Raw genomic sequence first — 26,445 nt, forward strand, 5'->3', positions numbered from 1 at the left:
CCCTGACACAATATGGTCGAACCACTTCCGGGCCGCCCGGCCGCGCTGCGCTCATGCCGCTTTGACCAACTTCAGGCTGGCGACCACGTAGGGAACATAAACCAGACCGAGAGGATTGCCTTGCTGCAACAGCTTCAACCGGCCGCGGCGCACCGCCTCGCCAATGGCAACCCCGTCGAGAAAATGGCGCAGGCATTCCTCCGCAAAGCTGCACGCCAGCGCCTCATAGATCGTGATCTCGGTGCCGATCACGCCCGCGGCACGGGCATTCTCCACGAAGCCGCTGACCAAATCCAGCGCGATTTCCGGCTCCAGCGCGGTGGTATGGCAGCCGTTGAGGAACACCAGCGGCTGCGGCTTGCCCGCCGGCAGGTCGCGAAGCTTGCTGCGCAAATAATCCCGGGTGATGTATTGCCGCTGCGCGGGATCGCCCACCTGCAGATAGGGAACATCTTCCCCGGCATCGAAGCCGCCGTGACAATAAAAATACACCACCTGCGAATCGACCTCTCGGATCAGCGTCACCGCTTCCTCGCGGCTGAGGGCATGATGCCACGCCAGGCCCGGATACAGCGTCTGCAGCCGGGCTTCGTGCTGCGGCCGCAGCTTAAAGTTGACATCGGTCGAAACCGCGACCACCAGTGTCGGCGCTTGTTGGTAGCGAATCTCCGTGGCGGCGTCCACCGGCGTGCCGGTGAGCGAAGGTGGCATGCCGAGGTTGTGGCGATAGCCCCAAAAACCGCTGGGACAAATCACCAGCGGCTGGCCGCGGCTGGGACACGCGCCCTGGAAGCAATCACATTCTGAGAGCAGCCCGGCCTGCGACAGGGCTTGCAGAAAGGCCGGACAGAGCTGGTAGGCATCGACCGGCGCGGTGGTGTCGAAATCATAATCATACAGCATTGCCACCGGCAGGAGATGGCGAAGCGAGTCCTTGTTGGCGATTTGCACCAGACCGGGCTTGCGCATGAGTTCCTGCAACGCCCGCGCTTTCTCTTTGCCGCCGGCGAGACGATTGATCACCACATCATAAAAGCGGTAGCCGCGCTTGGCGAATTTGATCAGGTCCCCCTTGAGCTGTTCGAGCCCGCCGCCGCCGTTGTACTTGAACTGCTTGCCGGACTGCCACGGCTCGCTGTCACCCCAAGCCGCCAGGCGCAGCGCTTCGCGCGCTTTGGTGATGAGGTTTTGCAACTCCTGGCCGGGGAGGCTGGCGTCCCCCTTGAACGCGACATTGCCCTCGCCACCGAAAAAGCGAAAGCCATGCGTGCCGTTGCCGTTGTCGTTGAGCATCACACTCAGGCGATGCGGCTGCAAGTGCTCCAGCCGCGCCACGTCGAGGTTCCTGCTGAGCGTGAAATCCACGCGGGTCTGCAGGGCAGGCGGCATGCGCCGGCGCAGCAGCCGTTGCAGTCGCGCCGCCACCTCCACGGTCACGAGATGCGATTGCACCAGCACCTGTTCGCAGTAAATATTGCAGCGCAGGTGAAAGCGGCCGGCGCGCGCAGGCATCTTCACCAAAAAGAACAGCCGCCGCTGCAACCATGCCGCCGGGATGCCGGCGGGTTGCGCCGCCGGCCGGGTGACCGCCGCCATTCCATCCTGCTGCAATTGCAGTTCACCGACGTCCCCGCCGGCCGTCAACTCAATTTCGCTTTCAAAGGCGAACAGGGCGACTTTGAGGCGCGCTGCTTTGGGCAGATGTTCCACCGGCAGAGCCGTGGGTTGCAGGTCGATCGCGCCCACGATGCGCTCCCGGCTCACTTCAAACCAAAAATAGCAGGACTGTTTCGGCAGCAGGGGCTGCTGTGGGGGAAGGGGAAGGGCGGCATTTTCCAAACCCGCAAAGCCGGTATTCACCGTGGGCCGAGGCGAGGGCGCCGACTCGGCCCCCGGCTCGAAAGAGAGCGTGTCGTCCGGCGCCACACCCTCGAGATCATCGCCACTGCCGACGCCGCGATCGCGGGCCGGGTGGAAGCGATCCTCCGCAGGCGGTACACCACGAGGGTGCTCGCCCGCGCCACTTTCCCTTTTGCTGATCTTGGGCTTGAATACTCCGGGCCATGACCATGAACGCTTGGACTTGCGCGACGGCTCTGCCGGCGGCATTGGCGCGTAAGGATGATCCCGATCAACCTCGCTGTCAGGTGGAAGCGGTTCATGCCGCGGTGGCGCAGCAGCCGGAGGTGCCGCGGGCAGTGACTTTTCGAGCGGTGTTTGATCCGACGAGCCGCCATTCTTCGGCGGGGGTGCGGCAGCGGCAGCCCCGCCATAGTGATCCCAAATCGCGGCGATCATCTCAAGCACGAGTTGCCGGCGTTGCTCCTCCGGCATCTGCGCAAACAGAACGTGCCAATGTTCTGCCGAAACCACCGCCACTTCTGCCGGAAGGGCTGCGCGCCCCTCCGCCGCCAAATGAGGCCGCAAGGCCGCCAGCACACGATACTGCCACCATGGTGTCGTGAAGCCGTTTGCGATTTCACGGGATTCGGCTGCGAGCGCCGGCGAAAACCGGGGCGCCATTCGCAACAAAAGCCGCGCGCGCGTCACCTCCGGTGCCTGCCAGTGTGGCACGAAGGCCAGTGCCTGCTGCAATTGCGATTCATCGAGATGCGGCAACAGCCGGCTCAAAATCACTTCCTGCTCGGATTGCCACAAATCTCGCAAGCACCCGAGAGCTGCCGTGATCTGTGCAGTCGCGCAGAACGGCAGCAACGGCAGAAAGTGGCGCAGTGTGCCTGCCTCGGGCAGGCCGGCCGCTGGCACGCGCAGGCGCAGGGTCTGGTGCAACGTCGGGCCGGCATGTTCTGCGATCAGCGCCAGCGCCTGCAAGTATTCCTCGGACGATCCCTGGCTGCGCGCTTCCTGCTCGATTTGCGCTTGCAGCGGGCCGGGTGCGTGAAGCGCCAGTTCAAGCAAAGCGGCATGTCGCGCCGGACTCCAGGAAATCATCCGTGCCGCTTGCAGGCTCTCGCTGACGAGGCTGCTCTTTTCCGGTTCGGAGAAATGGGGCAGCAACGCCGCCAGTGCCAGGCTGCGCCAGCGTTCCTCGCTCATCGCGCGCGCCACCGCCAGCAGAGCATTGGCTTCGCCCGGCGGCAGCGGCGCCGGCACGCGGCTGAGCATGATCACCAGCGCTTCTTGCCGGTCGCTGTCGAGATTGGTCTGCTTTGCCAGCGTCAAAGCTGCTTGTGCGAGAGATTGCAGAAAGGGTGTCCCTGGCAGGCGGTCGGCCAGCAACGCGAGGGCAAGGGCACGATCCGCTTCACCGCGATAGAGGTTGGTGAGGTCAGCTTCGCGCACGGCCGCAAAGGCCGGCTCCAGCAGCGAAGAGGAGAGATGCGGCACGACGCGGGGAAAGCGCACCAGCTCGGTGGCCAGCAGCGCACGATCGCCCAACTCGTAGGCGCGCTGCAACAAGACGGCCAATGCCGCCAGCCGCTCGGTCTCCGGCATGAAGCCGATGCCGGTGATGGTGTTGACGGCCTGGGCGAGTACTTCCGGCGGCAACACCGGCGCCAGTTCACCCAGCAGCTCCGGCTCGGGCGCACCCGGCCGCTGATAGGGCGGCTCACCCAGCAACAATGTGCGCAGGGCGGCGTGCGGATCGTCAGGCATATCGTCTCACTCTCGCAGAACGATCACAAAAAGCTTGTTGCGCAGACTTCCAGCTTGTCCTCGCCGGCAGGCGGGCAGCCTGCGCTGCGCTTTCTCTCTGCAGCAAATCAATCCGGTGAAATCAAGAGCGTGAACCAGCGGCTGCGTTCAGCCGAGCGGCGATTTCTTGCCTTCTTGATCCGGCATGGCCATGGGTGTGCCGCCCTCCATGCGTGTGCCCTCGGGGATGAACTCATCCGGGCCGAGCTTCTTGCGGCGGCCGTCGAGAAACCAGTCGCGGTTGAAATTTTTGGAGGCCAGTACCATGATGATCAAAACGAAGAAATATCCGAAGAAGCCGGTGAACAGGCCGATGCCGTAGGCACCGAAGAGGTCGCTGCGCTGCGGAAAAATGGCGAGCACCGCGCTGCCGCCGATGGCGCCCACCAGGGTCACGATGTCGCTGAGCTGCACATCGCCCTGGCGGTAGCGGTTGATGTAATAAACATACCAGCCGATCACAGCGCCCAGGCCGCCGGCGCCGAGCAGTTGGATCAACGAAGCGGATTCGTTCATAAGCCCTCCTCAGGAGCGTGAAGATGATGAAGACGCGCGCCGGGAGAGATCCGCGCGCCACACTGTGTGAATCAGAAAGGCCAGGACCATCGCCAGCACGAAGGCGATGACCGCCCGCAGATTGACGAACACCAGTGGAACGAAAGTGGTGAGGATGGTGGCGGCGGCCAGCGCGAGAAATTTCAGGAAGGGATGGGTCGCCGGCCGGCGCGCCGTCAGCCAGGCCAGCAGCCAGCCCCACACCAGCCCCAAGCCGATGCTGCCGAGAAATGGAATCACGGGCGGCTCCTTTGCTTGCTCATCGCGGCGCAATCTTCACAGAAAAAGCCAGAAAGTCAACAGAGGTTTTTTGCCGACCGCGCCGTCTCTTGTTGTGCCGGCCGCCAGGGTCTGGGAATGTGTGCCCTTCTGACCGCCTCAGGAACGCGGAGGCGCCCAGGCAGGACGAGCCGCAAACGTCCTCAGCTCTGCTGCCATGCTGCAGGAAACTTCGCCTCTGCGCGGTGCGGCGCTGTCATTGTCGGTAACGTAATCGCTTCACGCTTCCCGCTCATGGGCGGTCCAGACCATGCCGAGTTTGCCGATTTTGGCCTGCACCGCCGCGCGCGCCCGCGCCAGCCAACTGCCGCCGCCATTTTCGCGCAGACGCTGCATGGCCAGCTCACCGTACAACCAGCGACTGGCAAAATCATAGTAGCGCCGCGAGTGCCGGCCGCGAATGCGATGATCACGATCACTGCTTTCCCGCCATTTGCCGTTTGACACAATCAGATTTTGCCCGGCCATGCGCTGGTAGTATTCCGTGCCCTTGATGGGATAGCTCACCGTGGTCAGCACGAGATCGGGGCTGGCTTTTTTCACATGATCGATCGTGGCGGCAATGTCATCTTCGTTTTCGTCCTCAAAACCCCACATCAGGAACATGCCGGTTTCCAGGCCGTAACGCCGGGCCAGCCGGGTCATGGCCTGCACCTGCTCGGCTTTGACGCCGCGCTTCATTTGATCCAGCAGCCGCTGCGAGCCGCTTTCCGAGCCCAGCCACACCCGAAAACAGCCCATCGCCGCCAGCAACGCCACAATATCTTCATTGAGACGATCGGCACGGCAAATGCATTCAAAGGGCAGCTTGATCGCCCGGCGCCGCAATTCCGCGGCATATTCGAACAGCCATTTGTGGTTGATGTTGAAAACATCATCGGCATACCACAGCAGGTCGGGGTGATAGGTTGCGCGCAACAGCTCGACTTCTTCGGCGCACAAGTGCGGGCTGCGCTTGCGCAGCGATTTGCCGAACACCGAGTGACTGCACCAGGTGCAGGAGTAGGGGCAGCCGCGGCTGGTGATCAACGATACTGCGCCCGTGCCATGATGTGTGCGCCAGGCATCAACGTATTGGTGCAGGGCAATGGCGCCGCGGTCGGGCAGGGGCAGAAGATCGAGATCGGGCAGCAGCGGACGCGCCGGTGTGCGCTGCACCCGGCCATGCTCGTCGCGGAAGACGATGCCGGCGACCCGCACGAGTTGATCCCTGCTCCCCGCCAGCAGAATGGGGAGCAGTTCTTCCAGCGTTTGCTCGCCCTCGCCGATGACGACAATATCCGCGCCGCAGTCGAGATATTCCTCGGCATAGCAGGGCGGATCTGGTCCGCCAACGATCACCGCGCAGTGGTGCTGCTTCGCCTGCTGGATCATCGCCAGGACGTTGCCTTTTGTCATGAGATTGGCATAGAGGCCGACCACGGCCGGCTGCTTCGCTGCCAGCAGTTGCACGAAGTCCTGCCTGGCTGCGAAAGTGCCATCGAAAATTTCCACGGCAAAATCCCTTTGCTTGAGATACGCGCAAAGGTAGAGCAGCCCCAGTGGCGGGTAGGGTTTCATGATTTCCCGCTCCCGGGCATCGTCCTGCAGAAAATAGCCGTGACAGAGAAGAAGGTCCATGAGTCAATTGGGAAAAGGTTGTGCTTGCCGGGCCTCGGATCCTGCGGTTCGGCATACCGTTGAACGACGCGGCCTCTGGTCCGCGCCCGGGAAGGCAACTTCAAATTGTCGTTTCAACCGCAGCCGCGGCAGCACAGGAATCTCAACGTTCATTCTTCCATTCGTAAATCTCAATCTTCGCCCCGCCGGGGCGAAACGGTGCAATCACCGGTGGCAGGTGTGCCAGGCGGGTGGGATCGAAGCCCTGATAATAAACCGGCTCATACATCATTAGGGGAATCTCGTGCACCCGTGAGAGGTGCGGACGCCACTTTGCCAGCCATTGCACCAGCTCCGGAAAACGCTGCACGATGGGATCCACCGCAAGCACCGCATGCCCAGCCTGCCGGAGCAACGAATCAAGCGCCGCAGGTTGCCGGCGGCGCAGCTCGAATGATGGCCGGTTCTCATAGAAATAGAAATTTTTGCTCATCTGGGTCAGCACCGGCAGGCGGACGCCCGCCAGGTAATCGGCCGCCCGGCGATATCCGTCGGTGCGCAATGCCAGCACCGGCAGTGCAGCCCGGCTGTTCATCACCAGCATGATGGTGGCGAGCGCAGCCTTGAGCAAATGATTGCGACGGCGGAGGAGACGTGCCGGTGCCTGCACGCCGAGTGCCGCCAGCAGGCACACTCCCGGCACCACCGGCAACAACAGCCGTGGAAAACTCAGGTAGAAAAGCGTGGCGGCTGTGAACAGCAGCAGCGCCAGCAGGAGAAACAAGCCGCTGCGATCGCGGCGCAGCAGCACGTCCAGCGCGCCGGCCACGGCCGCCAGCAACAATGCCGGGGTGAGCCAATGGCTGAGATAAAAATAGAGCGTGCGGGGTGGCGTCACCAGCAGCGCGGCCTGTCCGAAGGAATGCGCCAGTTGCGACTGCAGGACGGCGCCGTAGCCCACCGAAAACTGCACGAACAGGAACCAGGGCAAATACAGCAGGCCGGCAAGCACCGCGGCCAGACCGAGGTGGCGCCAGTGTTCCGCGATAATCACCGGCTGTTGTCGGCGCACAAAACGATACCACGCCTGCACCACGAGCCAGGCCCCGACAAGCAGCAGCGGAAAAAAGCCGTGATACTTGGTGTTCCAGCACAACCCGGTGAGCACCCCGCCACTGATGAACCAGCGCCGGCGATTTTCCCTGAGGCCAAGGAACAGAAATCCCAGACTCGCCCAAAACAGCAGCGTGAACGTGGCATCGGTCAGCGCCAGGCGCGAGTAGATGAGATGATACTCGGCGGTGGCCAGGAACAGCGCCGCGAGCAGTGCGGTGGCGCGGTTGAACCAGCAGCGGCCAATGGCATAGATCACCCCCGCGGTCAGGCTGCCGGTGCCGGCGGAGACGCCGATGGCGGCGTAATCGTGCACCCCGAACAGCAGAAAGCAGATTCCCACCAGCGTGGGAAACAAACCGGGCGCGTGCCCGGATTGAAAAATCCAGCCCTCTCTGCCGAAGGTGGCGAGCCAGCGGCCGGTCATGGCGTAAGAGCCTTCGTCGAAATGGGTGAGGCCCAGGCTGGTGAGCTGCCAGAAGCGCAGGGCGGCGGCCAAAGCAACGAGCAGCAAGCCGAGGCCAAGATCCATGCGCCGGCTTTCCCGGAAGGCGGCCGGCTGGGTGTGGAGGTGGCTGTTCTTCATCATGCCGGCGGGATCGGAGGGCCGTCCGCCCGCGACACCGGCCTGGCAAAGCAGGCGTGAGGGCTGCAGGTGCCGTCAAGCGTTCCGGGATTCACGTTTTCGGCAGTCCGTGTTTGATCACCTGTTCCATGGCGTCCGCGAAACGGTCGATTTCTTCGAGCGTGGTGTAAACATTGGGGGTGACGCGGATGCCCTCGAACTCGGCATGCTTGATGGGCACCACGATGATGCGGTGCTGTTCCCACAAATGGCGTGTGAGCGCCACGGAATCGACGCCCTGGATTTGCACGGTGGCCAGACCGCCGGCAAACCCCGGCTTCAGGCTGGTGTGCAGTCGCACGCGCTCGTGCTGCAGCAGCCGTTTGGCCCAGCGGTCGCGCAAATAAATCAGGCGGGCTTCCTTGCGTTGGGCGCCGATGCCCTGATGAAATGTGAGCGCCTCGGCGATGGCGAGGAAGTTGGCTGCCGGATGCGTGCCGATCTCCTCGAACTTGCGGATGTTGTCGTCCAGGAGGGCGGGCGCGGCCATCATTGGCCACAGACTTTTGATTCTGTCGCGGCGGACATAAAGCATGCCGGTGCCGTGCGGCGCGCACAGCCATTTGTGCAGGCTGGTGGCGTAATAGTCGCAGTCCAAATCGGCCTGCGTGAAAGCGAAGTGGGCGAAGGCATGCGCTCCATCGACGATCACCGGAATGCCGCGGCGGCGCGCCATCTGCACCACCTCCTTCACCGGCAGAATCTGGCCGGTGAGATTGATCATGTGGCACATGAGAATGAGCCGGGTCCGTGGCGTGATGTTCTTTTCAAAAAGAGAAACGATCAGAGCGGGATCCTCGCACGGCACCGGCAGTGAAAACTGACGCAGTTTGATGCGGTCGCGCCGTTCGCGCTGCTGCCAGGAGGTGATCATGCGGGGATAATCCTGGTTGGTGGTGAGCACCTCGTCCCCCGGCGCGAGATCGAAACCGAACTGGCAAATCTGCAGGCCCTCGGAGGCATTGCGCGTCACCGCGATTTCCTCCGCGTCGCAGCCGAAGGTGCGTGCCAGCCGCTGCCGCACACCCTCTCGCTCCGGCTCGAGAATTTGCCACATGGTGTAGACCGGCGCCTGGTTGGAAAAATCGAGATGGCGTTTCACGGCGGCTTGCACGATGGCGGGCGAGGGGCTGACACCGCCGTTGTTGAGATTGATCAGGCTGCGGTCGACCGTGAAAGCCTGCTGCACTTCGAACCAGAGCGCTTCATCGCTCGCCACTTCCGCCGGCGGCCGCGTTTCGCCGGCAAATGCATCATACACCGCCTGCCAGCGTGCCGGCCGCAGGGCGGGCAGAGCCAGCAGGGCGGCGGCGGCGCCACCCAGAGTCCCTAAAAATGAACGGCGATTGTACATGCTCTCTCTCCTCTCTTGCTGGTCAGCAGCCGGGAAAACAGTAAAAAAAGCCTGCGACTCACACTGTGCTGGCGGGTCGCGCACCAGCGACAACCCCAATCCGCATCTGCCGGAGAGCACCATGGCCCGACATTGCGTCTCGCAAAGAAACGAACAGGATGCCGTGGCGCAAACTGCCAGGCTGTGGCGCGGGCGGACAGGATCCTTTGCCCGACAGCAGAGGCTTTGCCGTGCCCGTGCTGCGCCGCCTCAAACCCGGGCGTCCCGTATTGCGTTGCGATCCCAGGGTGCCGCGTGGTTGAGGGCCGCCAGCACGCCGTCAACGGAATCCACCACCGACCACAGCAAGCGATGCTGCGGCCGCATGAAGCGCTCGCGAATGCAGCGTTCGAGCAGCTCGAGCGCGGGATCGAAAAAGCCGCGCAGATTCACGATCACGATGGGATGCGTGTGCAGCCCAAGGCGCTTCCAGGTGATGGCTTCGAACAGCTCCTCCAGGGTGCCGCTGCCGCCCGGCAGGGCAATCAGGCCCTGGGATTTTTCAATCATCAGGCGCTTGCGCTGATGCATGTCGTCGGTGATATGCAGCTCGGTGAGGCCAGTGTGGCCCCATTCCACTTCCTGCATGAACTGCGGCAGCACGCCGATGACTTTGCCGCCGGCGGCGAGCGCGCTGTCCGCCAGTGCCCCCATCAGACCGGTGCTGCCACCGCCAAAAACAATGGTGACACCGTGGTGCGCCAGCAGCCCGCCCAGCCGGCGGGTCTGCTCGAAATAGAAGGGATCACACTGGCTGCTGGAGGCGCAATAGACGCAAACCCGTTGCACGGGCCTTGCTCCTTTCGCTTGTTGCACCATCGGTTGTTCCGGCCGGAAAAAATGTCTGAACGATTGCCGGCCGCGAGGAATGCAAAATGAAACAAACCGGGCGTCCCCGGCTCCCCCGCGGTTCAAATCGGATCGCGGCATGAATGTCAGGTTGCAAAACAATCGTTGCTGTCGATGTTGCCACCCGATCATGATGAAAAGCAAGTTTCGGCGTAATGCCCTCAGGCAGCAATCCTGAAGGGGCTGCCACGAAAATTCTTTTCACAAGAAACTGTCCAAACTCCTGCCGGCGTATTTGCGCTTCCCCTGCGTCACCCCGCCGGCCCCTGCCTCTTCCAGTTCGAACACCCGATTCGGTTTCTTCAGCCACCACAAGCGCGCCCGCGCAAGCTGCAGCAGCGGCCAGCGGCCGGCGGCAGCCAGCACCCGCCGCAGATTGCGCGGGGTCAGCAGCGCAGGCCGGCGCCGCATCTCCGCGAACAGAGCCGCCGTTTTGCGCAGCCGGAACTCCTGATGCACGACGCGATGCAACTGGCGGTAAAAATCCGGCTGATACCGGCCGCGGAACATCAAATCGAGATCGTTGCTGTGCTCCCAGTTGCGTTTCCCGCCCAGCTCGCCCTGGACACGCTCATAAAAGCGTGTGCCGGGCAGCGGATAGGACACCGAGATGCCGATGTCATCGGGCCGGCAATCGTGCACCATCTGAATCGTTTTCGCGATGTCGGCATCGCTCTCACCGGGATAGCCGAATTGCAGAAAGAAACAGACTTCCAGGCCGTGGCGGTGCAACCGTTCGGCGGCGGCATAAATCTGCGCCACGGTCGTGCCCTTGTCCATCGCCTCGAGGATCTTCTGCGAGCCGGATTCCGCGCCCACCCACACGGTTTTGCAGCCGGCCTGCTTCAACGCCACGACGACTTCCTCGTGCAGCAAATCGACGCGCGCCTGAATCTTGAAGGGGATGACCGCGCCGGCGGCATGCACCGCACGCGCGAAGCGCTCGACCCAGCCCGGCTTGAGGCCGAAGATGTCATCGCTGAACCAAATGTGATCCGGCTGGTACTGGCGCTTGAGCCAGGCCATCTCCTGTGCGACATTCTCGGGCGAGCGGGAATTGTAGCGATCGCCGTAAATCGGTTTCGCGCACCAGTTGCAGCGAAACGGGCAGCCGCGCGTGGTGACCATGTTCATCGAAAAATAGCCGTGCTTGCGGCGCCAGGCATGGCGATAGGCCTCAATGTCGACCAGATCCCACGCCGGAAACGGCAGTTGATCGAGCTCCTTGAGAACGCCGCGGCTGGCAGTGGTTGTGATGCCGCCGTTTTGCCGGAAGGCGAGGCCTGCGATTTGATCCAGCGGCTGCGGCCGGCGCTGCAGCATCGCATCCAACAACTCGGCCAGCGAGATTTCACCCTCGCCCAGGAGGACATAATCCGCGCCTGCCTCGAAGTAGAGCGGTTGCTGATCGGTGGCATCGGAGCCGGCGACGATCACCGGCACCCCGAGGGACTTGGCGAGCTTGATCATCGCAAAACAGGCGGCGCGCATGCGCGTGAGACACATCTTGCTCAGCCAGTTGAAGCTGTCCTCATAGAACACCACCACGCGCGGCTGATAGCGCTCGAGCATTGGGCGCAGCGCGGCCGGGCTTTCGGCGAGCATGCTGTCGAACAGGGCCACGCGATACCCCCGGGCGCGCAAATAGGCGGCGGCATACAATGTTCCCAGCGGGGGATAGGGCTGCATCGCCCGCCACTGTTTGGGATCGAAACGGAGAAAAAAAGAATGGGCGAGCAAAACATCGATCATCGCGGCTTTCCCGTTGTTGCAATTGTGAACGACCGTTTCATCGTGGCTGAAGACCTCCCGCCGCGACCCTCCTGCGCAACAGGCACCACGCCGCTGCCGGAGAGGAGGCTGGTACCATGACCGCTGAAGACAAACTTGCGAAAAGGCGGCCTCATGATTCCGGCCAGTGCGTGACTTCATAAACCGTGGCCTGCGCCAGACGCAAGACCGGCCGGCAACGCTGTGGCTCGGCGCGCACGAATTCCGTGAAAAAGACATCCGCCGGCAGCCAGGGCTGAAAATTCGTGAAGAGCACCAAATATCTCACCTGCTGCCGCCGCACGTAGTCGAGCAATTCCCTGCGCTGCGCGCGGGTGAGCAGGCCGGCGCACAGAATTTTTTCGCGGTGATATTGGGACTGCGCCGCGATGCGCTGATACGCCATGGGGGCGGCATCCTGCAAATGGTGAAAGCGTTCCGCCACCACCAGCGCCTTTTCGCCGGAGGACAGCACGCCATCCAGGAAGCGGGCAATCTCGTACGGCACGCGAAATTCGGGATTGGCATGCAGCCGCGCCATGGGAATGGCCGCATAAAGTGTCAAGCCGGCCAGCAGCAACGCCGTCACAACATGCGCGCCGCAGGGGGTAAGCCCGCGTGCCCAGCAGTCGCGGCGCTGCCTCAAATTGGCGACCGTGGCCTGCATGCCGATCACGGTGAGCAGGAGTGCCAGGCTCAGCGGGATCGCGGCAAAACGATTCACCGTTTCAAATTCCCTGCCGATGATGAAAAAGAAGAAAATCAACACCAGTGCCGCCCAGGCGCAGAGCAATTTCAAAACCGGAGGCCGGAACTTAGGCTTCTGCCACAGCGCCCGCATCCCGGGCAGGGCAAAGAGCAAAAGCGGCGAGCCGAAAAGTCCCAACCAGTAGAGCATGCGGCCGGCGTAGCGGACCGCCCAGCCCAATTCAAAATGCGGCTGCCAGGCATAAAAGGTGCGATCCGCGGTTTGAAACAAAAAGCCGTGCCATTCCCCCCAATGGACTTGGCTGAGCAGCAGCCACAGCCCCGGTGCCCAGCCAAAGAACAGCGCGGCGGCAAAAAAGTTTTTGCTCACAACACCGACACGCGCCCCCGTGGCGGGGGGCCGGCTTTTCCACAGGACAAGCAGGGGCAGCGCAAACCAGGCTTCATAGCGCGTGAGACAGGCGAGGCCGTAGAGCAGACCACCGGTGCGCGAGCGCAGCATGTGCTGCGGCTGAAACAACAATGCCAGCGCGGCATAAAACAGCCCGAGGAAGAGCACGTCCTGATAGGGCATGAGCGAGAGAATGACAAAGAGCGCATTGGCCGCGAACAGCAGGCCGCCGAGGCGGGCGAAAGCCGGTGTGCAGCACCGCCGCAGCAGGAGATAAAAGCCACAGGCTGCCAGGCTGCCGAGCACGGCAAAGAGCAGGCGAATCGGTACGATGCTCCGGCTGAGCAAGGCCGGCAGGTAAACCAGCGCCTGGGTGAGCGGCAGCCAGTGCGCGAGAAAAAGCGAGTCGCGAAAGTAAAGCCGGCCGATGCTGTCATTGCCGTAGGGCGCGGGAAAGAGCCAGAGCAGCAACAGGCGCAGCGCCACTCCGAACGAGAAGATGAGCAGCATGTCGCGGCGGATGGTGTCCTGCGGCCCGGGCACGCGCTTCATCCGATGGTCAGGGCAATTAAAGAGACGGCGGCGTGCATGGCGATGCCGGCGGAGAGGCCAAACCAGAACATTTCGGGCGGCAGCGCGCGGCGGCAGCGCCGGAGGGTGTAGACGCCCAGCGGAACCCACAGCAGCATGCCCGACACCAAACCCGGCGAGTAGGTGGCGGTGATCAGGGTGCCGATCCCGTGCAGCATGCCATTGATCATCACCAGTGCGCCGTATCCGCAAAGCAGCCACCGCCAGGCTGGCGCGCGCAAGATCAGCAGCATGCTGGCGATCATGATGCTCATGAAGGCGGCATTAATGGTGAGAAATTGCCCGGCGGTCAGCCCGTTCCCGGCGAATTGGACCAGCCAGCGATAGAAGCCCTCCCCGCCGCAAAATTCCTCGCCGAGATGCACGAGATAAGTGGCCGGGAAGAGCCACACCCATTTTCCCGCCAACGCCGACGGAGAGGGCGTGAGGGTGAAAGACATGACCGGACATCCGCCGAATTTTTGCTTGACTTGCTGGTGGCACGCCCCCCATTTTCCAACCATGACAACGCTTTCCATCATCGTGCCGGCTTATAATGAAGCAAACACCATTCGCGAGATTTTGGCGCGCGTGCAGCGCGTCGAATTGCGCCATCTTGGCATCCAACCCGAAATCATCGTGGTCAATGACGGCTCACAGGATGGCACGGGAGAGATTCTCGAACAACTGGCGGCAAGCGGGAGCTTCACGCTCGTTCATCAGCGCCGCAATCGCGGCAAAGCTGCGGCAGTGCAGGCGGGATTGGCGCAGGCCTCCGGCGAGCTCATTTTGATTCAGGATGCCGACCTGGAATATGATCCTCGCGATTATGCCGCGCTGCTCGCCCCGGTTCTCGCCGGCCGCGCCGAAGTGGTTTACGGCTCGCGCATTCTGGGAGCGCGCGTGTTCGGCACGCGGGATTATTCCTCGCTGCCTTTCTATTGGGGCGGCCGGCTGCTGAGCTGGCTGACCAACGTGCTGTTCGGCAGCCGCCTGACGGATCAATCCACCGGCTACAAACTCTTCACCCGCCGCGTGCTCGCCCGGGTGTTGCCGCTGGAACATGCCGGCTTCGAGTTTTGTGCGGAAGTGACCGCCCGGCTCGCCCGCTGCGGTTGCGCCATTCATGAAGTCCCGGTGCATTATTATCCCCGCTCGCGCGCCGAAGGCAAGAAGATCACCTGGCGACACGGTCTGCGGGCGTTGTTGACGTTGCTGCGCTATCGCTTTCGCCCGCCCGCAAAACTGGCGCAAGATAGAGAGCTTTTGTCAGGAAGTCAAGCCGGCAGGCGAGCGTGATTTGCCCGCCGCGTGTCATGCCGACCTGTTCAGCGCAGAGCCGGCGGCACGGGCAGTGCGAAAAGTGCGCTGAATTCCAGGCCGCGGCCGCGGTCGGAAGTGAAGAGAATGCGGTCATGCCCGGCGTCCCAAACGGGCGAAGTATTGTGACCGGCAACCGTGGTCAGCAAGTGAATGCGGTCGGCGGCCGCGGGCATGCGGCGGCGTGCCAGCTTCACCGCGGCGAGCGTCAGCGTGGCGTTGTGCCTGCGCGCGAACAGCAACACGCTTTCATCCGGCGACCATGCCGGCTGCTCCAAAGGTTCATCCGCGGCCAGCACCAGTTCGTCACGGCCATCGGAAAAATCATGCAGCCGCAATTGAAACCGGCGGTTCTCCGGCGCGGCGGCATTGCCATCTTCGACGCAATAGGCCAGCAGATTGCCGTGCGGCGAACAGGCGGGATCATAGAACCGCATCTGCTCACCAGCGGCGGTGCGCAACACGCGCAGTTGCAACTGCTCCTCGGCCAGCACCGCCAGGAACAACGCATCGCCGTTGACATAGACAAAACTCTTCCCGGCCTCCCGCCAGCTCGGCTGGCTGCCGGCCACCACGAAATGCGGTTCCTCCCCCTGCCGGCGGCTCAGCCAAATTTCATCACGACCGTGCACGATCGTTTGCACCAGCAGACTGGCATCATCCCCGGCGAGATCCGGATGGTAATAGTTGCGGCGCGCCAGCGGCGTCCACCGGCCGGAGTCCGCGGAAAAAATGGTGTATTGCTCGTTCCAAAACTCGCAATAGCTGAAGACCAGACGCCGGCGGCCAAGATCGGGATGTTTGATCAGCAGCCCCTGATGGCGTTTGAATTCGGCGTCCTCCAGGGCCAGCCAGGTGGCGCCGTCCTCCGCTGGTGCCGGCCGGCCGCGGCTGGCCGCCAAAGCGGAGAGACTCGCGATCAAAGTCACCGCAACCGCCAGCACTCTGCCCAGTTTGGTTTTCGTTGGCCGTAGCGAAATCAGCGGCCGGAAAAAGCGCCAGGCCAGCACGCCGAAGAGCAACAACAGCCACAAGCGGGAATATCCCAGCGGCGTGAGCCAGCCCTGCGCCAGCGGCATGAGTTTGACATAATGCGGCAGATTGATCACGATGAACAGGACGGCAAGCGCCGCGGCGGCGTGCGCGCGTTGCTGCTCGAGCAGGATGGCGGCGAAGGCGGTGGTGGTCAACGTCAGCAGCAGAAAATGATACGTCGTGCCGCTCGGCGAGACCAGCAGAAACCACAACGGCAGCAAGCCGATTTCGAACAAGAAGTGGTGGCGCGGCGCCGCGAAGCGCACCACGGCGAACAGCCACACGGCCAGCGCGGTGAAGCCCCAAAATGCCGCCGCGCTGAGGAAGTGAAAGGCCGGCGGGCAGGCCAGCGGCGGCGCGGGATTGAGGGTGGCATTGTAGACAAACAGCCGGCGAAACAAACTGGCCCACGATTGAAACAGAATGGCAAAGGGATCCTGGATTTCGCCGCGCCAATGACGCGGAAAGACTTCGGTGAGAAAAACGCGAAATGGCTCGACGCCCGCCAGCAGCGCGGCTGCGCCGGTGACGGCGGCAACCGTCGCTCCGGCCGCGAGCACCAATCGCCAGCGCCGCCGCCACGCAAAATAAGCCACAAAAAGAATCCCGATGTACTTCATCGGAAGCAACAGGCCGAGCCACATGCCCGCCTGCAAATCTTTACCCTGCTGCTGCGCAAGCAGGCCCAGCACGAGCGTGGCGGTGAGCAGCAGATACATTTGGCCGAACAGGAAGTTGTTGATCAAACCGAAACCGGTGCCGAGAAAGATCACCGCGGTTGCCAGCCAGGGCAGCCGGGTGAGGCGGCTCAAACCGTAAATGCAGACCCCCACCAGCAGGAGATTGACCGCCGTCCACACGTTGCGCGCCGCGATTGCCGGGAGGAACGTCAAGGGCAGAAACACGATGGCGGTGGGCGGCGGATGCGGGATGAATCCGCCGACCTGGTTCACAATGCCTTTGCGGTCCATCTCCATTTGGAACCAGACAAAATCCTGATACGCGCGTGCCAGCGGCGCGCCCTCGCGCACCAAACATGCGGCAGTGTAGTAATTGGCGAAATCACCGCGCGTGTTGTTGAAGGCGGGAAGAACGCCGAACCGGAGGATCAGCAGCGCAAAGCCGGTGAATGTCGCCGCGAGCACAAACGCAAGGCGGCGCGATGATGAGAGAGTTGACCGCATGCGAGAGCCGTTGTCCAACATTGGCACGAAAACGCTTTGCACTGGCTTCCAGCCCGCTGTTGCCAATTTTCAAGGCAGGCAAAAAAATTCTCAGATAAAGACGCGAAGTCGCAGAGGGGGCACCATGAATTTTGCAGGGCTCGTGTTGCCCTCACCGCCTGCGATTGAAATCGCAGGCTCAAAGCTCGAGTCGGCCCAGGCCGGCTCGTTACCCGATTGCCGGGCAGCCGCCTTCAGGCGAAAGATGGCAACAAGAATTTGTGTTGTTGCAGCCTTGCGTTTGCTTCGTCCTCGAATTCCACCGTTTCGAAAAAGTTGGCTGCACCGGGCTTGCCGCCGGCATTGCAAACAGCAGCTTTGCGCGATATTTTCATCCTGATGAGGCCTGCGCGTGACAGGGCACTCACCCCGGAAAACTGGCACCATCGCGAAGCTTGCAGGACGCGGATGAGAATCCGTGCAAATCTGTGCTCGTCCGTGTCCGATAAAATTTGCCGCGCGGTTTCGTCTCAACGCGCGAGCAGCCGGGCACCCGGCGCCGCGCCGCACAGGAGCTGCCGCAAAGTCGCCAGACTGATATTGCCGCCGCAAATCACCACTGCGACGGGCCGGCCGCGATACGCATGGGCTTGCTGCAGAAAGCCGCCGAGCGCCACTGCCGCCGCGCCTTCGATGAGCTGATGATGCGTTTCGATGAACCACAGCAGTGTCGCGCCAATCTCCTCCTCGGTGACCGTCACATAGTCATCCACGAGAGTGCGGCACAACGGCAGTGTGATGGCATCGGCTTCGACCCCGCCGGCTGTGCCGTCGGACAGGGTGGGGAGCGATTCCAGTTCCACGATGCGCCCGGCTTTCACCGATGCGATCATCACGCAGGAGTTGCGCGGCGAGCAACCGATAACTCTGACGCCGGGCCAAACGGCCTTGAGGCTGGCCGCGATGCCCGCGATCATGCCGCCGCCGCCGAGCGCGACGAACACCGCCTCGAGATGGTCGTGCTGGCGCGCCATTTCGACCCCGATCGTTCCCTGACCCGCGATCACCTGCTCGTCATTGTAGGGCGAAATGTAGATCAGACTGTTTTCGCGGGCATACTCGCGCGCGAAGATCTCGGTGATCACCGAGTCGTGGCCATGCACGCGAATCTCCGCGCCCAGCCGGCGAATGGCCGCCAGCTTCGCGGGCGAAGCATTGTCCGGCACGAAGATCAGTGGTTTGATGCCCAGCTTGCGGCCGGCGAAAGCGACGGCCGCGCCGTGATTGCCGGTGGAGGCCGCGACCACCCCGCGGCCGGCCTGCGCCGGATCGAGGGCGAGCATCTTGTTCAAGGCGCCGCGGGCTTTGAAAGAACCGGTGTGCTGCAAATTCTCCAGCTTCAGATAAACCTCGCAGCCGGTGTCCTGGCTCAGTGGCAGGGAATACTCGAGCGGCGTCTCCTTCACATGCGGCTGCAAACGCCCGGCAGCCTGCAACACCCGGGCAGCGAGATCATTCATGGCAGTGGCCTCGTTGTTTTCAGTTTTCGCTTCACGAGCACCATACTCACTCCGTGTCGCACGGCGCGGAGGAATTGACCCTGCCGGCGGCCCGGTCCACCACCGCAGACTCCGGCAGAGTAGACCGCTGCAGCGCGAAGTAGCAGCCGAAATACAAAACACAACACAATGATTCGCTGGCCACGCTGCTGATCGCGGCGCCGAGTGCGCCCCAGCGCGGCATGAGCAAATAGTTCAGCACTGCATTGCACGCCACCGCCGCCGCCATGATGCCCATGTTCCACGCCGGTTTGCCGGCCTGGAAGAAGACGTAAACCAGCGTCGAATACAACGCCAGCGGGATGATCGACCATACCTGCACACGCAGTATGGTGGCCGTGCCGGGGAAATCATATGTTTTGGCGATGAGCCAATCTGCCAAAAGGAAAATGCTCACCGCGAGGCTCAAACTGAGCGCCAATTGCACCCGCAGGGTCTTCGCGGCCAGCGTGCGCAGTTGTGCCGAGTTTTTCGGCATGCCTGCAATTGCCGGGAAGAACGAAGCAACAATGACGGAGGGCGCGACCCGCAGCACTTTGACAAAGCTGCCGGCTGCGCCAAACACGCCGACTTCGGCATGGCCGCGCAGCGCCGCCAGCAGCATCACATCCAGGCGATAGTGCAGAATGCCGAGCAGGCCCGTGACGAAAAACGGCAGCGCGGTTGCGAAGGATTCGCGTGCAATGGTCCGGTCAAAACCCGGCCCGGCCGCAAGCAAGCTGAAGCCCTCTTCGCGGCGATACCTCAACCAGAGGGAAATCATCCTGGCAATTTCGAGCAACACCAGCAGCCCGATAATCGTTGGCAGGGCATGACCCGCGCGCAGCAGACCCCAGCTGGTGAACACCAGCAGCGCGCCATGGCCCACAGTGGCCCACATGGGAAATGCCATTTTCTGCCGGCTGCGAAACGCGGCCTCAAACGTTGCTCCCAGGCCGCGCGGCAACAGCAGCAAGCCGAAAATCAGAAACAGGCTGCGTTCCTCCGTTTTCTGGAAATAGAAAAAAGAGAAGAGCAGCAACCCCGCCGTTGCCGCCAGGCCCAGGAGGATTTTCAACAGCAACGTGTTTTTTAAAATGCGGTTTCCGGCCGCCGGCGCGCGTCCCATCTCCTGCACCAATGAAGTCGATTGCCCGAGATCAACGGCGTATGAAAACGGCATGAGCATGGCCGTGAAGAGAGTATAAAGCCCGAGCGCCTCCCGCCCCAGCGTTCTGGCCAGCAGCACGGAGAACGCAAACAACGCGGCCAGCGTGCCGAGATTCATGATCAGAAGACAGGCCGCGTTCTTGAACAGTTTCGACAGAAGGGCGGGCATGGGAAAGGGCCGCTCAGCCGGGAGCCGGCTCTGCGGCGTATTGCTCCGCAGAGTCGATCGCACCACGAAAATTTTTTCGAACGGCGTGCGCCAGGAGAAAAAACAGAACCAACATTGCGCTTTGCCCCCTTGCATCCTCGCAGTGACAAATTGGTTTGCAGCTCAATAGCCGCGTCAAGAGTCAGACTGGAGGGATCGGAGGCGGATTTTCGCAGTATGGCGGAGATGGCATCAATGTGACGGATGGCGCTTTTCGCCTCACACGCGGCCGCGCACCTTGGCAAACCACCAGCGCAGGCCGACGAAGAGAAAGCGCCAGTCACGGAAAAACTCCGGCGGTTTGCCTTCGAAAGCATGGCCGACGAATTGAAAAATCCAGCCGATGACAAACAGGGTCAGCGCCGGCCGCCAGAGGTTCGCAATAAAGGGCGAGACTATGAACAGCAGCACCGACAGGGCAATCAACGGAATGCCGACGGTGTGACACGCACGATTGACGGGATGCTGGTGGCTCTGCGCATACTGGCCGATCCATTCGTCCCAGGTTTTTCCGGCGAACATGGTGTGCGCTCCCTCTTGAGTTGGGTTGGTGACGACTGCTGCAAAACCAACAACAGTTGCATTGCCTGTTTGCTTCGCCGCCCGGCATTGATCCTGATGTCATCCGCAACATGCGATCGCGACACCGCAAGCAATCGGCCATCACCGCCAGTTTCTGCTCCGGTTGGGCGGGCGACTTGTTTTTCGTCTCAACGTGCCGCCTCAGCAGGGCCGAGGCAGGCCACTTCACTGGCCGGACGCTTGCCGCGCCGCGAGGCTGCCTGGCGTCCTTTGACGAATATGGCTTGCGCCGGCGCTGACCCGCTGCGAATCTTGCGCAATTGCCCGATGTTTTGCAAGCCTGCGGCTTTTTCCCGCGGCCGCCTCAATATCTCTCGTACAAACTGAACCCCTTCTTCAATTGCTGCAAACCCCAGTAGGCATACACCTCCAGCGGAAAGCCGAACTTGTGGCGCTGCACGCGCAGCCGCGCCGTGGGCTTGAGCAGGTTGAGCAGCAGCGTGTGTTTCCAGGAAAAAGCCTTCTCCCCGACTTTGACCTGATGATAGCCAAAGCGAAGGTATTGCCGGATGGCCTGCAGGCGGCGATGGCCGGCTTCACCCAGCCAGGGCAAATAGGTGACACGCGGGTAAAATTTGGCCCATTCTTCCAGCGATTGCGGGGCCTGCAGTCCCATCTTCAAACTCACCGGCCACAGCGGCGAGCCGGGATAGGGGGTGAAAATGTTGGTGTAGCAATCGGCCTTGTCATAGGCGGAATAGATGCGGTGAATGAGATCGAGGGTGAGACGCAGATCCGCCTCGGTTTCGGCCGGCAGCCCGAAGATGAAGCCGAAGCTGGCGCGGATGTCCGCCTCTTTGCAGCGCTGCACCGCGGCGAGCGTCTTCTCGGTGTTGGATTTTTTCTCGATCGATTTCAGCACTTCGTCGGAGCCGGATTCCGCACCGAAGTGAATGCGCACGAGCCCGGCACGGCGGTAGAGGCGGGCCTGCGCGGTGGTCAGCCGCGCCCAGGAATCGGCGCGGTCCTGGATGTACCATTGGAAGGGCACCGCCGCACGCACGAAGCCCTCGGCGATCTGCAGGCTGCGCTCGCGCGAGGCGAAAAAAAGATCATCGATGATGCCCACCAGTCCCAGGCGGTATTTGCGCACGAGATAGGTAACTTCGTCGACCACCTGCTCGACCGGCAGCACGTCGAGATTGCGGCCGTACACCGAGGCGTTGGAGCAATAGCTGCAGTTGTAGGGGCAGCCGTGGCTGGAGGAATACATGATCCAGCGCATGCCGTGCAGGGCCTGGTAGCGATCGTAATCAATCAGCTCATAGCCGGGAATGCGGCTGGGCAGCTCGGCGACGCGCGGATAATGGCGGGCGGGATTCCACTGGATGTGGTCGCCCTCCTTCCAGAGAATGCCGGTCACGTCCGCCAGGGGGGCGCCTTCGGCAAAATGTTGCGCCAGCTCCAGCATGGTCATTTCGCCCTGGCGCAAGGCTACAACATCGACGAAGGAAGCCTTCAGGGTTTGTTCCGGCAGAATCGAAGGATGCCAGCCGCCCAGCACGATGGGGACGCCGGGATATTTTTCCTTGACCGCACGGCCCACCTGCACCGCGCCATCGATCATCGAGCCGGTGATGAAGGACATGCCCAGGCAGAGGGCATCATCCATTTCGCGCAACACGGCGTTGACGTAATCCGGCTCGAGCGCCGCATCGATGATTTTGACCTCGAAGCCGGCAGTGACCAGCGGTCCGGCGATGGCAATGAGTGCCAGCGGCGGGCAGGCTTCGTCGCTGCCGTAGGAGGGAAAAAAGAAAACGACTTTTTTCTTGCGGGACATGGGAAGCGATCCTCGAAAGCAAAACGACGGTAATCTCTCGGTAGCATGAATGTGTGGAGCGGCACAGGCATCCCTGCCCAATGCTGCTGACTTTTTCCCAGCAATAAAATCCAAAAGCCAAAACACGCAGGGACATGAAGCCGCAGAGGTTTCGCAAAGAATAATCGTTCCGCCACGGTTTGACGGTGGCTTTATCTTGCGATCATGCGGAGGCTCTCGGCAGATCTGCCACGGCCAAGCCGTGGCAGATCGAAAAGGGACGCAACTGTCACCGTAAAGATTTTTGAACCATGCAGCCCACCAAGAGCACGAGCCAAAATCTGGTGGCCTGTGCGGTTTTTGTGGTGCTGAGACTTGTTGTACGGCAAGTGCGGCAGAAAAACCCTTTGCGGGAGAGTTTTTTGCTTTGTTTGTGACATTGGGCATCCCCGCCTGCAGACCAGATGTCTGCGCCACCGTTCCTGCATGTAACTGAGGCATTACCAACAAAGCTGATTTGGCATCGGGCGGCGTGGCTTGAAAAACGCTCCACCACGATCCGGCTGTGGCCTCGGGCAGCAGCATCCCATCTCCCGGCCACGGCAAAACCTTGTTGCACGGCTTCGTCAAAACTCGCGAGCGTCAGGCGGCTTCACAAGATTTCCAAGCCCGGTTCGGTCACCGCCGCACGCTTCAGGCGTTGCGCGATGGCGGCCGCCAGCAGTTTTTCAACACCGTCAACTCTGGCGCGCACAGTGGCCACTTTCGCGGCAGCAAAAACCGGGGCCATGTCCACATCCCCGAGACGAGGCCGCCCGGCAATCATCACTAGGCGAAGCGCTGCACGTCTGGCGGTCACCAGTGCGCCGAAGGGATCGCCGCCGCGCGCGGGAAAAACCACCAAATCCGCGGGCCCGCCGGGGGCGAGGCGGCCGGCCCGCGGCAGGCGCAGAATTCTTGCGGCATCACTGCTCACCATGCGAAAGAGCGCCCTGGCATCGACTTGCCGGGTGGCATGCGCAATCTGCAATTCCGCCAGCAAATCCTGCTCACCGCTCAGGCGCGAATCGCTGCCCAGCGCCACCCGCCCGGCGGCCGCCAGTTCCGCCACCTGCGCGGTTTCTCCGAACAGAAATTGATTGGAGGACGGACACCAAATCAATGCTCCGCCACGGTCGATCACACGTGCGCGATCGGCAGCGGTGAGGCCGACGCCGTGCACGAGCACCGTGTTGGCCTGCAGGCATCCCAGTTCCTGCAGGCGCGTCAATTCCGCCGCGGCCGCGGCATCAATGCCTTCGGCGAGATGGATGATCCAGGGCCAGCCGCGCGGTGTGCGTCGATACGCCGCCGCGACCTTTTCGCCGTCAATCAAGAGCGAATGGCTGTGGCGAAATTTTTTGACCACGCGCACCGGAAAGCCGTGGTCGAGCGCGCGCTGCCAGGGATTGTGATGGCACACCGTGGTGACGCCACTGAGCAAATTCTTGATCCCACCGATCCACAAGCGATCCGCGACCGGAATGGCCAGCGGCCCGCGCAGATCCGGATCCGTCGCGAAGCGCGGCTGAAAGTCGGCAATCCACTCCGCGACATTGCGATGGTGCGCGCGCCATTTCAGGCGCTGGAAGCAGTTGAATTCGAGATGATCATGGGCGTTGATCAGGCCGGGCGCAAGCAGATCGCCGCCGAGATCGACAATCAGATCGCCGCGGCCGGGCACGGCGTCGATCGCATCCACGCGGCCATGCCGGAGGCGCAACGAGGTGGCGATGATGCCCTGTTCGCCCAGGAGGGCGGCGTTGATGAAGGTGAGGGAAGCCTCGCGACCACGGTTGCCGATCAAAGAAAGCAGAGGGCGACCCGGCATGTCATCTCACCCGCGATTTTCGCCCCGCATTTTATTTGCCCGAATCACCAGCACCGCCGGGAACCCCCGCCAGCGATGCGCGACGGCGATTTTCGGCTCGTGCACGACGGTAATCTGCAAGCCGGCGGCGTGGCAGGCCGCGACATGATCTGCAAACCCGTGCATGAAGTGGCGCACCGTGTATTCCCTGCCGTCCCGGTCATGAAAGGTTCGCCGCCAGCCGGCAAGAGCGCCGAATGGATGAAAATCCGAATAGAGCAATTCACCGCCGGCGCGCAGGACGCGGGCGATTTCGGCAAGGACGGCGTGCAAATTTTCCACATGCCCGACCGCCAAACCGCACACCACGAGATCGAACGACTCTGCGGCCAGCGGCAGTGCCCGCAGATCACCCTGCAGCAGTTGATGATGATGTGCCGAGGCGGCCGCCAGCATTTCCCGTGAAAAATCCAGACCGAGCACCTGCGCCGCGCCGCGTTGGCGCAGAATGTTGAGATAACGCCCGCTGCCACAGGCGAGATCGAGGCAGTTTTTGTTGCGCACCCCGGGCAGCAGCGCGAGCATCGCCGCCTGCTCCATTTCCATGAAGAGATTGTGCGGCGCGGGGGGATAAGTTGCCGCCCAGCGCGCATAGGCGGCGGCGGGTTCGAGGAGATTGCCGCTTTGCGGCAATTCGGCGCCGTTCGTCAGGCTGCCGGAATCTTGGGCGGATGCGGCAGCGCGGCCGAACCTCACAAGCCGCCTGCGGGATGACACCATGAGGTAGTCATGTAAACGGGCAAACATGTCTCAAAACCCGGTGGTCTCCGGCCGCTGATAGCCGAAGAATTTGTGAAAGGCGCGCAGTTCGAAAGGGTAATGATAGAATTTCAGGTGATAACGCCAGCCACCCAGGCTGCGCAGCACGATGCGCTTGCAGCGATTCATGTTTCTGTCGGTCACCGTGGGATAGTAGGCGTTGAGCACGCTTTCGAAATCACGCACCCGTTGACGCAGGCGCGGGTTGAGCCACGGCAGGCTGGGGTCGCGGCGGATCGAGAAATGGCGCCAGTCGCCGCTCACCCACTCGCTGAGCGTGTCGGGGAATTTGAAGCCCAGGGCGCGTGCCTCCTGGTAAAGCGTGCCGTCGTGCGGCACCGGGGTGTAGAGATAGAGGATCACTTCGGTGGCGGGATTGACGCGTTTGAGGCGGCGGATGAATGCGATCGTGTTCTCGATGTCGGCCAGCGGCTCGGGCGGATTGCCCATCACGAAGGAAAACTCCGGCACGATGCCGTAGGATTTCATGCGCCGGGCAAGCGCCACCGTTTGCTCCACTTTGAACCGGCCGCCCTTGTTCATGCGCTGCAGCAGTTCCTCCGAGCCGGTTTCGGCACCACTGAACACCATTTTCAGGCCGCTGGCTTTCATTTTTTGCCAGGTGGTGTCGGCGTAGCGCATCAACTCGTCGACCCGGCCCAGCGCCCACCAGTTGATGCGCAGCGGGGTGATGCGTTCGCAGAATTCCGCCACCCGCGGCTCGGAAATGAAAAAATCCATGTCATGAAACTGTATGGCGTCGATGCCGAACTGCCGGTGTTGCTGCTGTACGATGCGCGCCAGCCGGGCGGCGGATTGCGCCAGCCAGCGCTGCTTGACCATGTCCACCACCGCACAAAAGTTGCAGGCGAACGGGCAGCCGAACGAGGAGTTGTGCGTGCCGACGCGCCGGCCCAGGTAGCCGGCGTAGAGATAGCGCGCCATCGCGACTTTGTGATAAGGCCAGTCCGGCAGTTTGTCGAGCGGGATGAGCGGACGATGGGGATTGTGTTTGATGCCGCCGTTTTCCTTGTAGCTTAAGCCTGCAATGGCAGCAAGGTCGCCGCCGTGGGTGAGCACGCGCATGAGCTCGAGCAGTGTCTGTTCGCCCTGGCTGTGAATGCAAAAGTCGATATAATCCTCGCGCAAACAGGTGTCGCTGTGTTGCGAGGGGAAATAGCCGCCCCAAATGATCGGAACCTGCGGCAGGGCGCGCTTCACCTGCTGCGCGTGCGGCACGGCATGGTTCAACTGCGGGCCGGGCATGACAGTGAAGCCGATGGCCCGGGCCTTCTTTTCCTTGGCGAGGGCAACGATGCGGGCGACGGGATCATCCAGCAAATTGCCGTCGACGATTTCATAGTCGAATTCGCCCTCCAGCAGCGCGGCGACCGCGAGCAGCGACATCGGCAAATGCGGCTTTTTCGAGGGCGTGCTGGGAGGATTGTAGAGGATGATCATAAAACGCTGAAGTTGGTATCGGAAAAGCT

General features: G+C 62.2%; 19 protein-coding genes. 1 reads left to right on the top strand and 18 read right to left on the bottom strand.

The features are described from left to right. Window positions 1-51: 51 nt before the first annotated feature. The 10 genes from ONB52_19135 to ONB52_19180 all read right to left on the bottom strand — a co-directional run bounded on the left by ONB52_19135 (window position 52) and on the right by ONB52_19180 (window position 13,970). Window positions 52-3,618 (bottom strand): CHAT domain-containing protein, encoded by a 3,567-nt coding sequence (locus ONB52_19135; GenBank protein ID MDZ7418245.1) that lies wholly within the window; start codon window positions 3,616-3,618, stop codon window positions 52-54. Between the two features lie 147 nt (window positions 3,619-3,765). Further along, complete coding sequence (locus ONB52_19140; protein MDZ7418246.1) at window positions 3,766-4,173, bottom strand: hypothetical protein; 408 nt, start codon at window positions 4,171-4,173, stop codon at window positions 3,766-3,768. 9 nt (window positions 4,174-4,182) lie between these two features. After that, the gene (locus tag ONB52_19145) at window positions 4,183-4,452 is read right to left on the bottom strand and encodes a hypothetical protein (GenBank protein MDZ7418247.1); all 270 of its coding nucleotides are present in this window, start codon (window positions 4,450-4,452) and stop codon (window positions 4,183-4,185) included. Between the two features lie 258 nt (window positions 4,453-4,710). Beyond that, a complete protein-coding gene (locus ONB52_19150) occupies window positions 4,711-6,111 on the bottom strand; it encodes a B12-binding domain-containing radical SAM protein (protein MDZ7418248.1) in 1,401 nt (466 codons plus the stop codon). A gap of 142 nt (window positions 6,112-6,253) precedes the next feature. Then, on the bottom strand, window positions 6,254-7,792 hold the full coding sequence (locus ONB52_19155; protein ID MDZ7418249.1) for a phospholipid carrier-dependent glycosyltransferase: 1,539 nt from the start codon (window positions 7,790-7,792) through the stop codon (window positions 6,254-6,256). Between the two features lie 88 nt (window positions 7,793-7,880). After that, the gene (locus ONB52_19160; GenBank protein ID MDZ7418250.1) at window positions 7,881-9,182 is read right to left on the bottom strand and encodes an aminotransferase class V-fold PLP-dependent enzyme; all 1,302 of its coding nucleotides are present in this window, start codon (window positions 9,180-9,182) and stop codon (window positions 7,881-7,883) included. 249 nt (window positions 9,183-9,431) lie between these two features. Next, a complete protein-coding gene (locus tag ONB52_19165; GenBank protein ID MDZ7418251.1) occupies window positions 9,432-10,010 on the bottom strand; it encodes a TIGR00730 family Rossman fold protein in 579 nt (192 codons plus the stop codon). Window positions 10,011-10,271: 261 nt separating this feature from the next. Continuing rightward, the gene (locus ONB52_19170) at window positions 10,272-11,822 is read right to left on the bottom strand and encodes a B12-binding domain-containing radical SAM protein (GenBank protein MDZ7418252.1); all 1,551 of its coding nucleotides are present in this window, start codon (window positions 11,820-11,822) and stop codon (window positions 10,272-10,274) included. Between the two features lie 151 nt (window positions 11,823-11,973). Further along, on the bottom strand, window positions 11,974-13,491 hold the full coding sequence (locus ONB52_19175) for a hypothetical protein (GenBank protein MDZ7418253.1): 1,518 nt from the start codon (window positions 13,489-13,491) through the stop codon (window positions 11,974-11,976). Then, window positions 13,488-13,970: an HXXEE domain-containing protein gene (locus ONB52_19180; GenBank protein ID MDZ7418254.1), complete on the bottom strand. Its 483-nt coding sequence runs from the start codon at window positions 13,968-13,970 to the stop codon at window positions 13,488-13,490. The genes ONB52_19175 and ONB52_19180 overlap by 4 nt, the downstream gene beginning before the upstream one ends. Before the next feature lie 61 nt (window positions 13,971-14,031). On the opposite strand from ONB52_19180, the gene ONB52_19185 reads away from it, so the two are divergent. Next, window positions 14,032-14,808 carry a glycosyltransferase family 2 protein gene (locus tag ONB52_19185; protein MDZ7418255.1) on the top strand — a complete coding sequence of 259 codons (777 nt, stop codon included), beginning with the start codon at window positions 14,032-14,034 and terminating at the stop codon, window positions 14,806-14,808. A 29-nt stretch (window positions 14,809-14,837) separates the two neighbouring features. Here the strand turns inward: ONB52_19185 and ONB52_19190 are convergent, their stop codons facing one another. The 8 genes from ONB52_19190 to ONB52_19225 form a co-directional block, all read right to left on the bottom strand. Continuing rightward, on the bottom strand, window positions 14,838-17,048 hold the full coding sequence (locus ONB52_19190; protein ID MDZ7418256.1) for a glycosyltransferase 87 family protein: 2,211 nt from the start codon (window positions 17,046-17,048) through the stop codon (window positions 14,838-14,840). A gap of 509 nt (window positions 17,049-17,557) precedes the next feature. Further along, entirely contained in the window at window positions 17,558-18,547 is a 990-nt protein-coding gene (locus ONB52_19195) for a threonine/serine dehydratase (GenBank protein ID MDZ7418257.1), read from the bottom strand. 46 nt (window positions 18,548-18,593) lie between these two features. Continuing rightward, window positions 18,594-19,904: a flippase gene (locus tag ONB52_19200; GenBank protein ID MDZ7418258.1), complete on the bottom strand. Its 1,311-nt coding sequence runs from the start codon at window positions 19,902-19,904 to the stop codon at window positions 18,594-18,596. Between the two features lie 258 nt (window positions 19,905-20,162). Continuing rightward, on the bottom strand, window positions 20,163-20,465 hold the full coding sequence (locus ONB52_19205; GenBank protein MDZ7418259.1) for a DUF962 domain-containing protein: 303 nt from the start codon (window positions 20,463-20,465) through the stop codon (window positions 20,163-20,165). A gap of 364 nt (window positions 20,466-20,829) precedes the next feature. Then, on the bottom strand, window positions 20,830-22,308 hold the full coding sequence (locus tag ONB52_19210; protein ID MDZ7418260.1) for a B12-binding domain-containing radical SAM protein: 1,479 nt from the start codon (window positions 22,306-22,308) through the stop codon (window positions 20,830-20,832). Window positions 22,309-22,939: 631 nt separating this feature from the next. After that, complete coding sequence (locus ONB52_19215; GenBank protein MDZ7418261.1) at window positions 22,940-24,157, bottom strand: amidohydrolase family protein; 1,218 nt, start codon at window positions 24,155-24,157, stop codon at window positions 22,940-22,942. Between the two features lie 6 nt (window positions 24,158-24,163). Beyond that, window positions 24,164-24,892, bottom strand: a complete 729-nt coding sequence (locus ONB52_19220) for a class I SAM-dependent methyltransferase (protein ID MDZ7418262.1) — start codon at window positions 24,890-24,892, stop codon at window positions 24,164-24,166. A gap of 54 nt (window positions 24,893-24,946) precedes the next feature. After that, window positions 24,947-26,416 (bottom strand): B12-binding domain-containing radical SAM protein, encoded by a 1,470-nt coding sequence (locus ONB52_19225; protein ID MDZ7418263.1) that lies wholly within the window; start codon window positions 26,414-26,416, stop codon window positions 24,947-24,949. Between the last annotated feature and the right edge of the window lie 29 nt (window positions 26,417-26,445).

The organism is candidate division KSB1 bacterium (genome assembly GCA_034506255.1).
In the GTDB taxonomy this organism is placed as follows: domain Bacteria; phylum Zhuqueibacterota; class Zhuqueibacteria; order Zhuqueibacterales; family Zhuqueibacteraceae; genus Coneutiohabitans; species Coneutiohabitans thermophilus.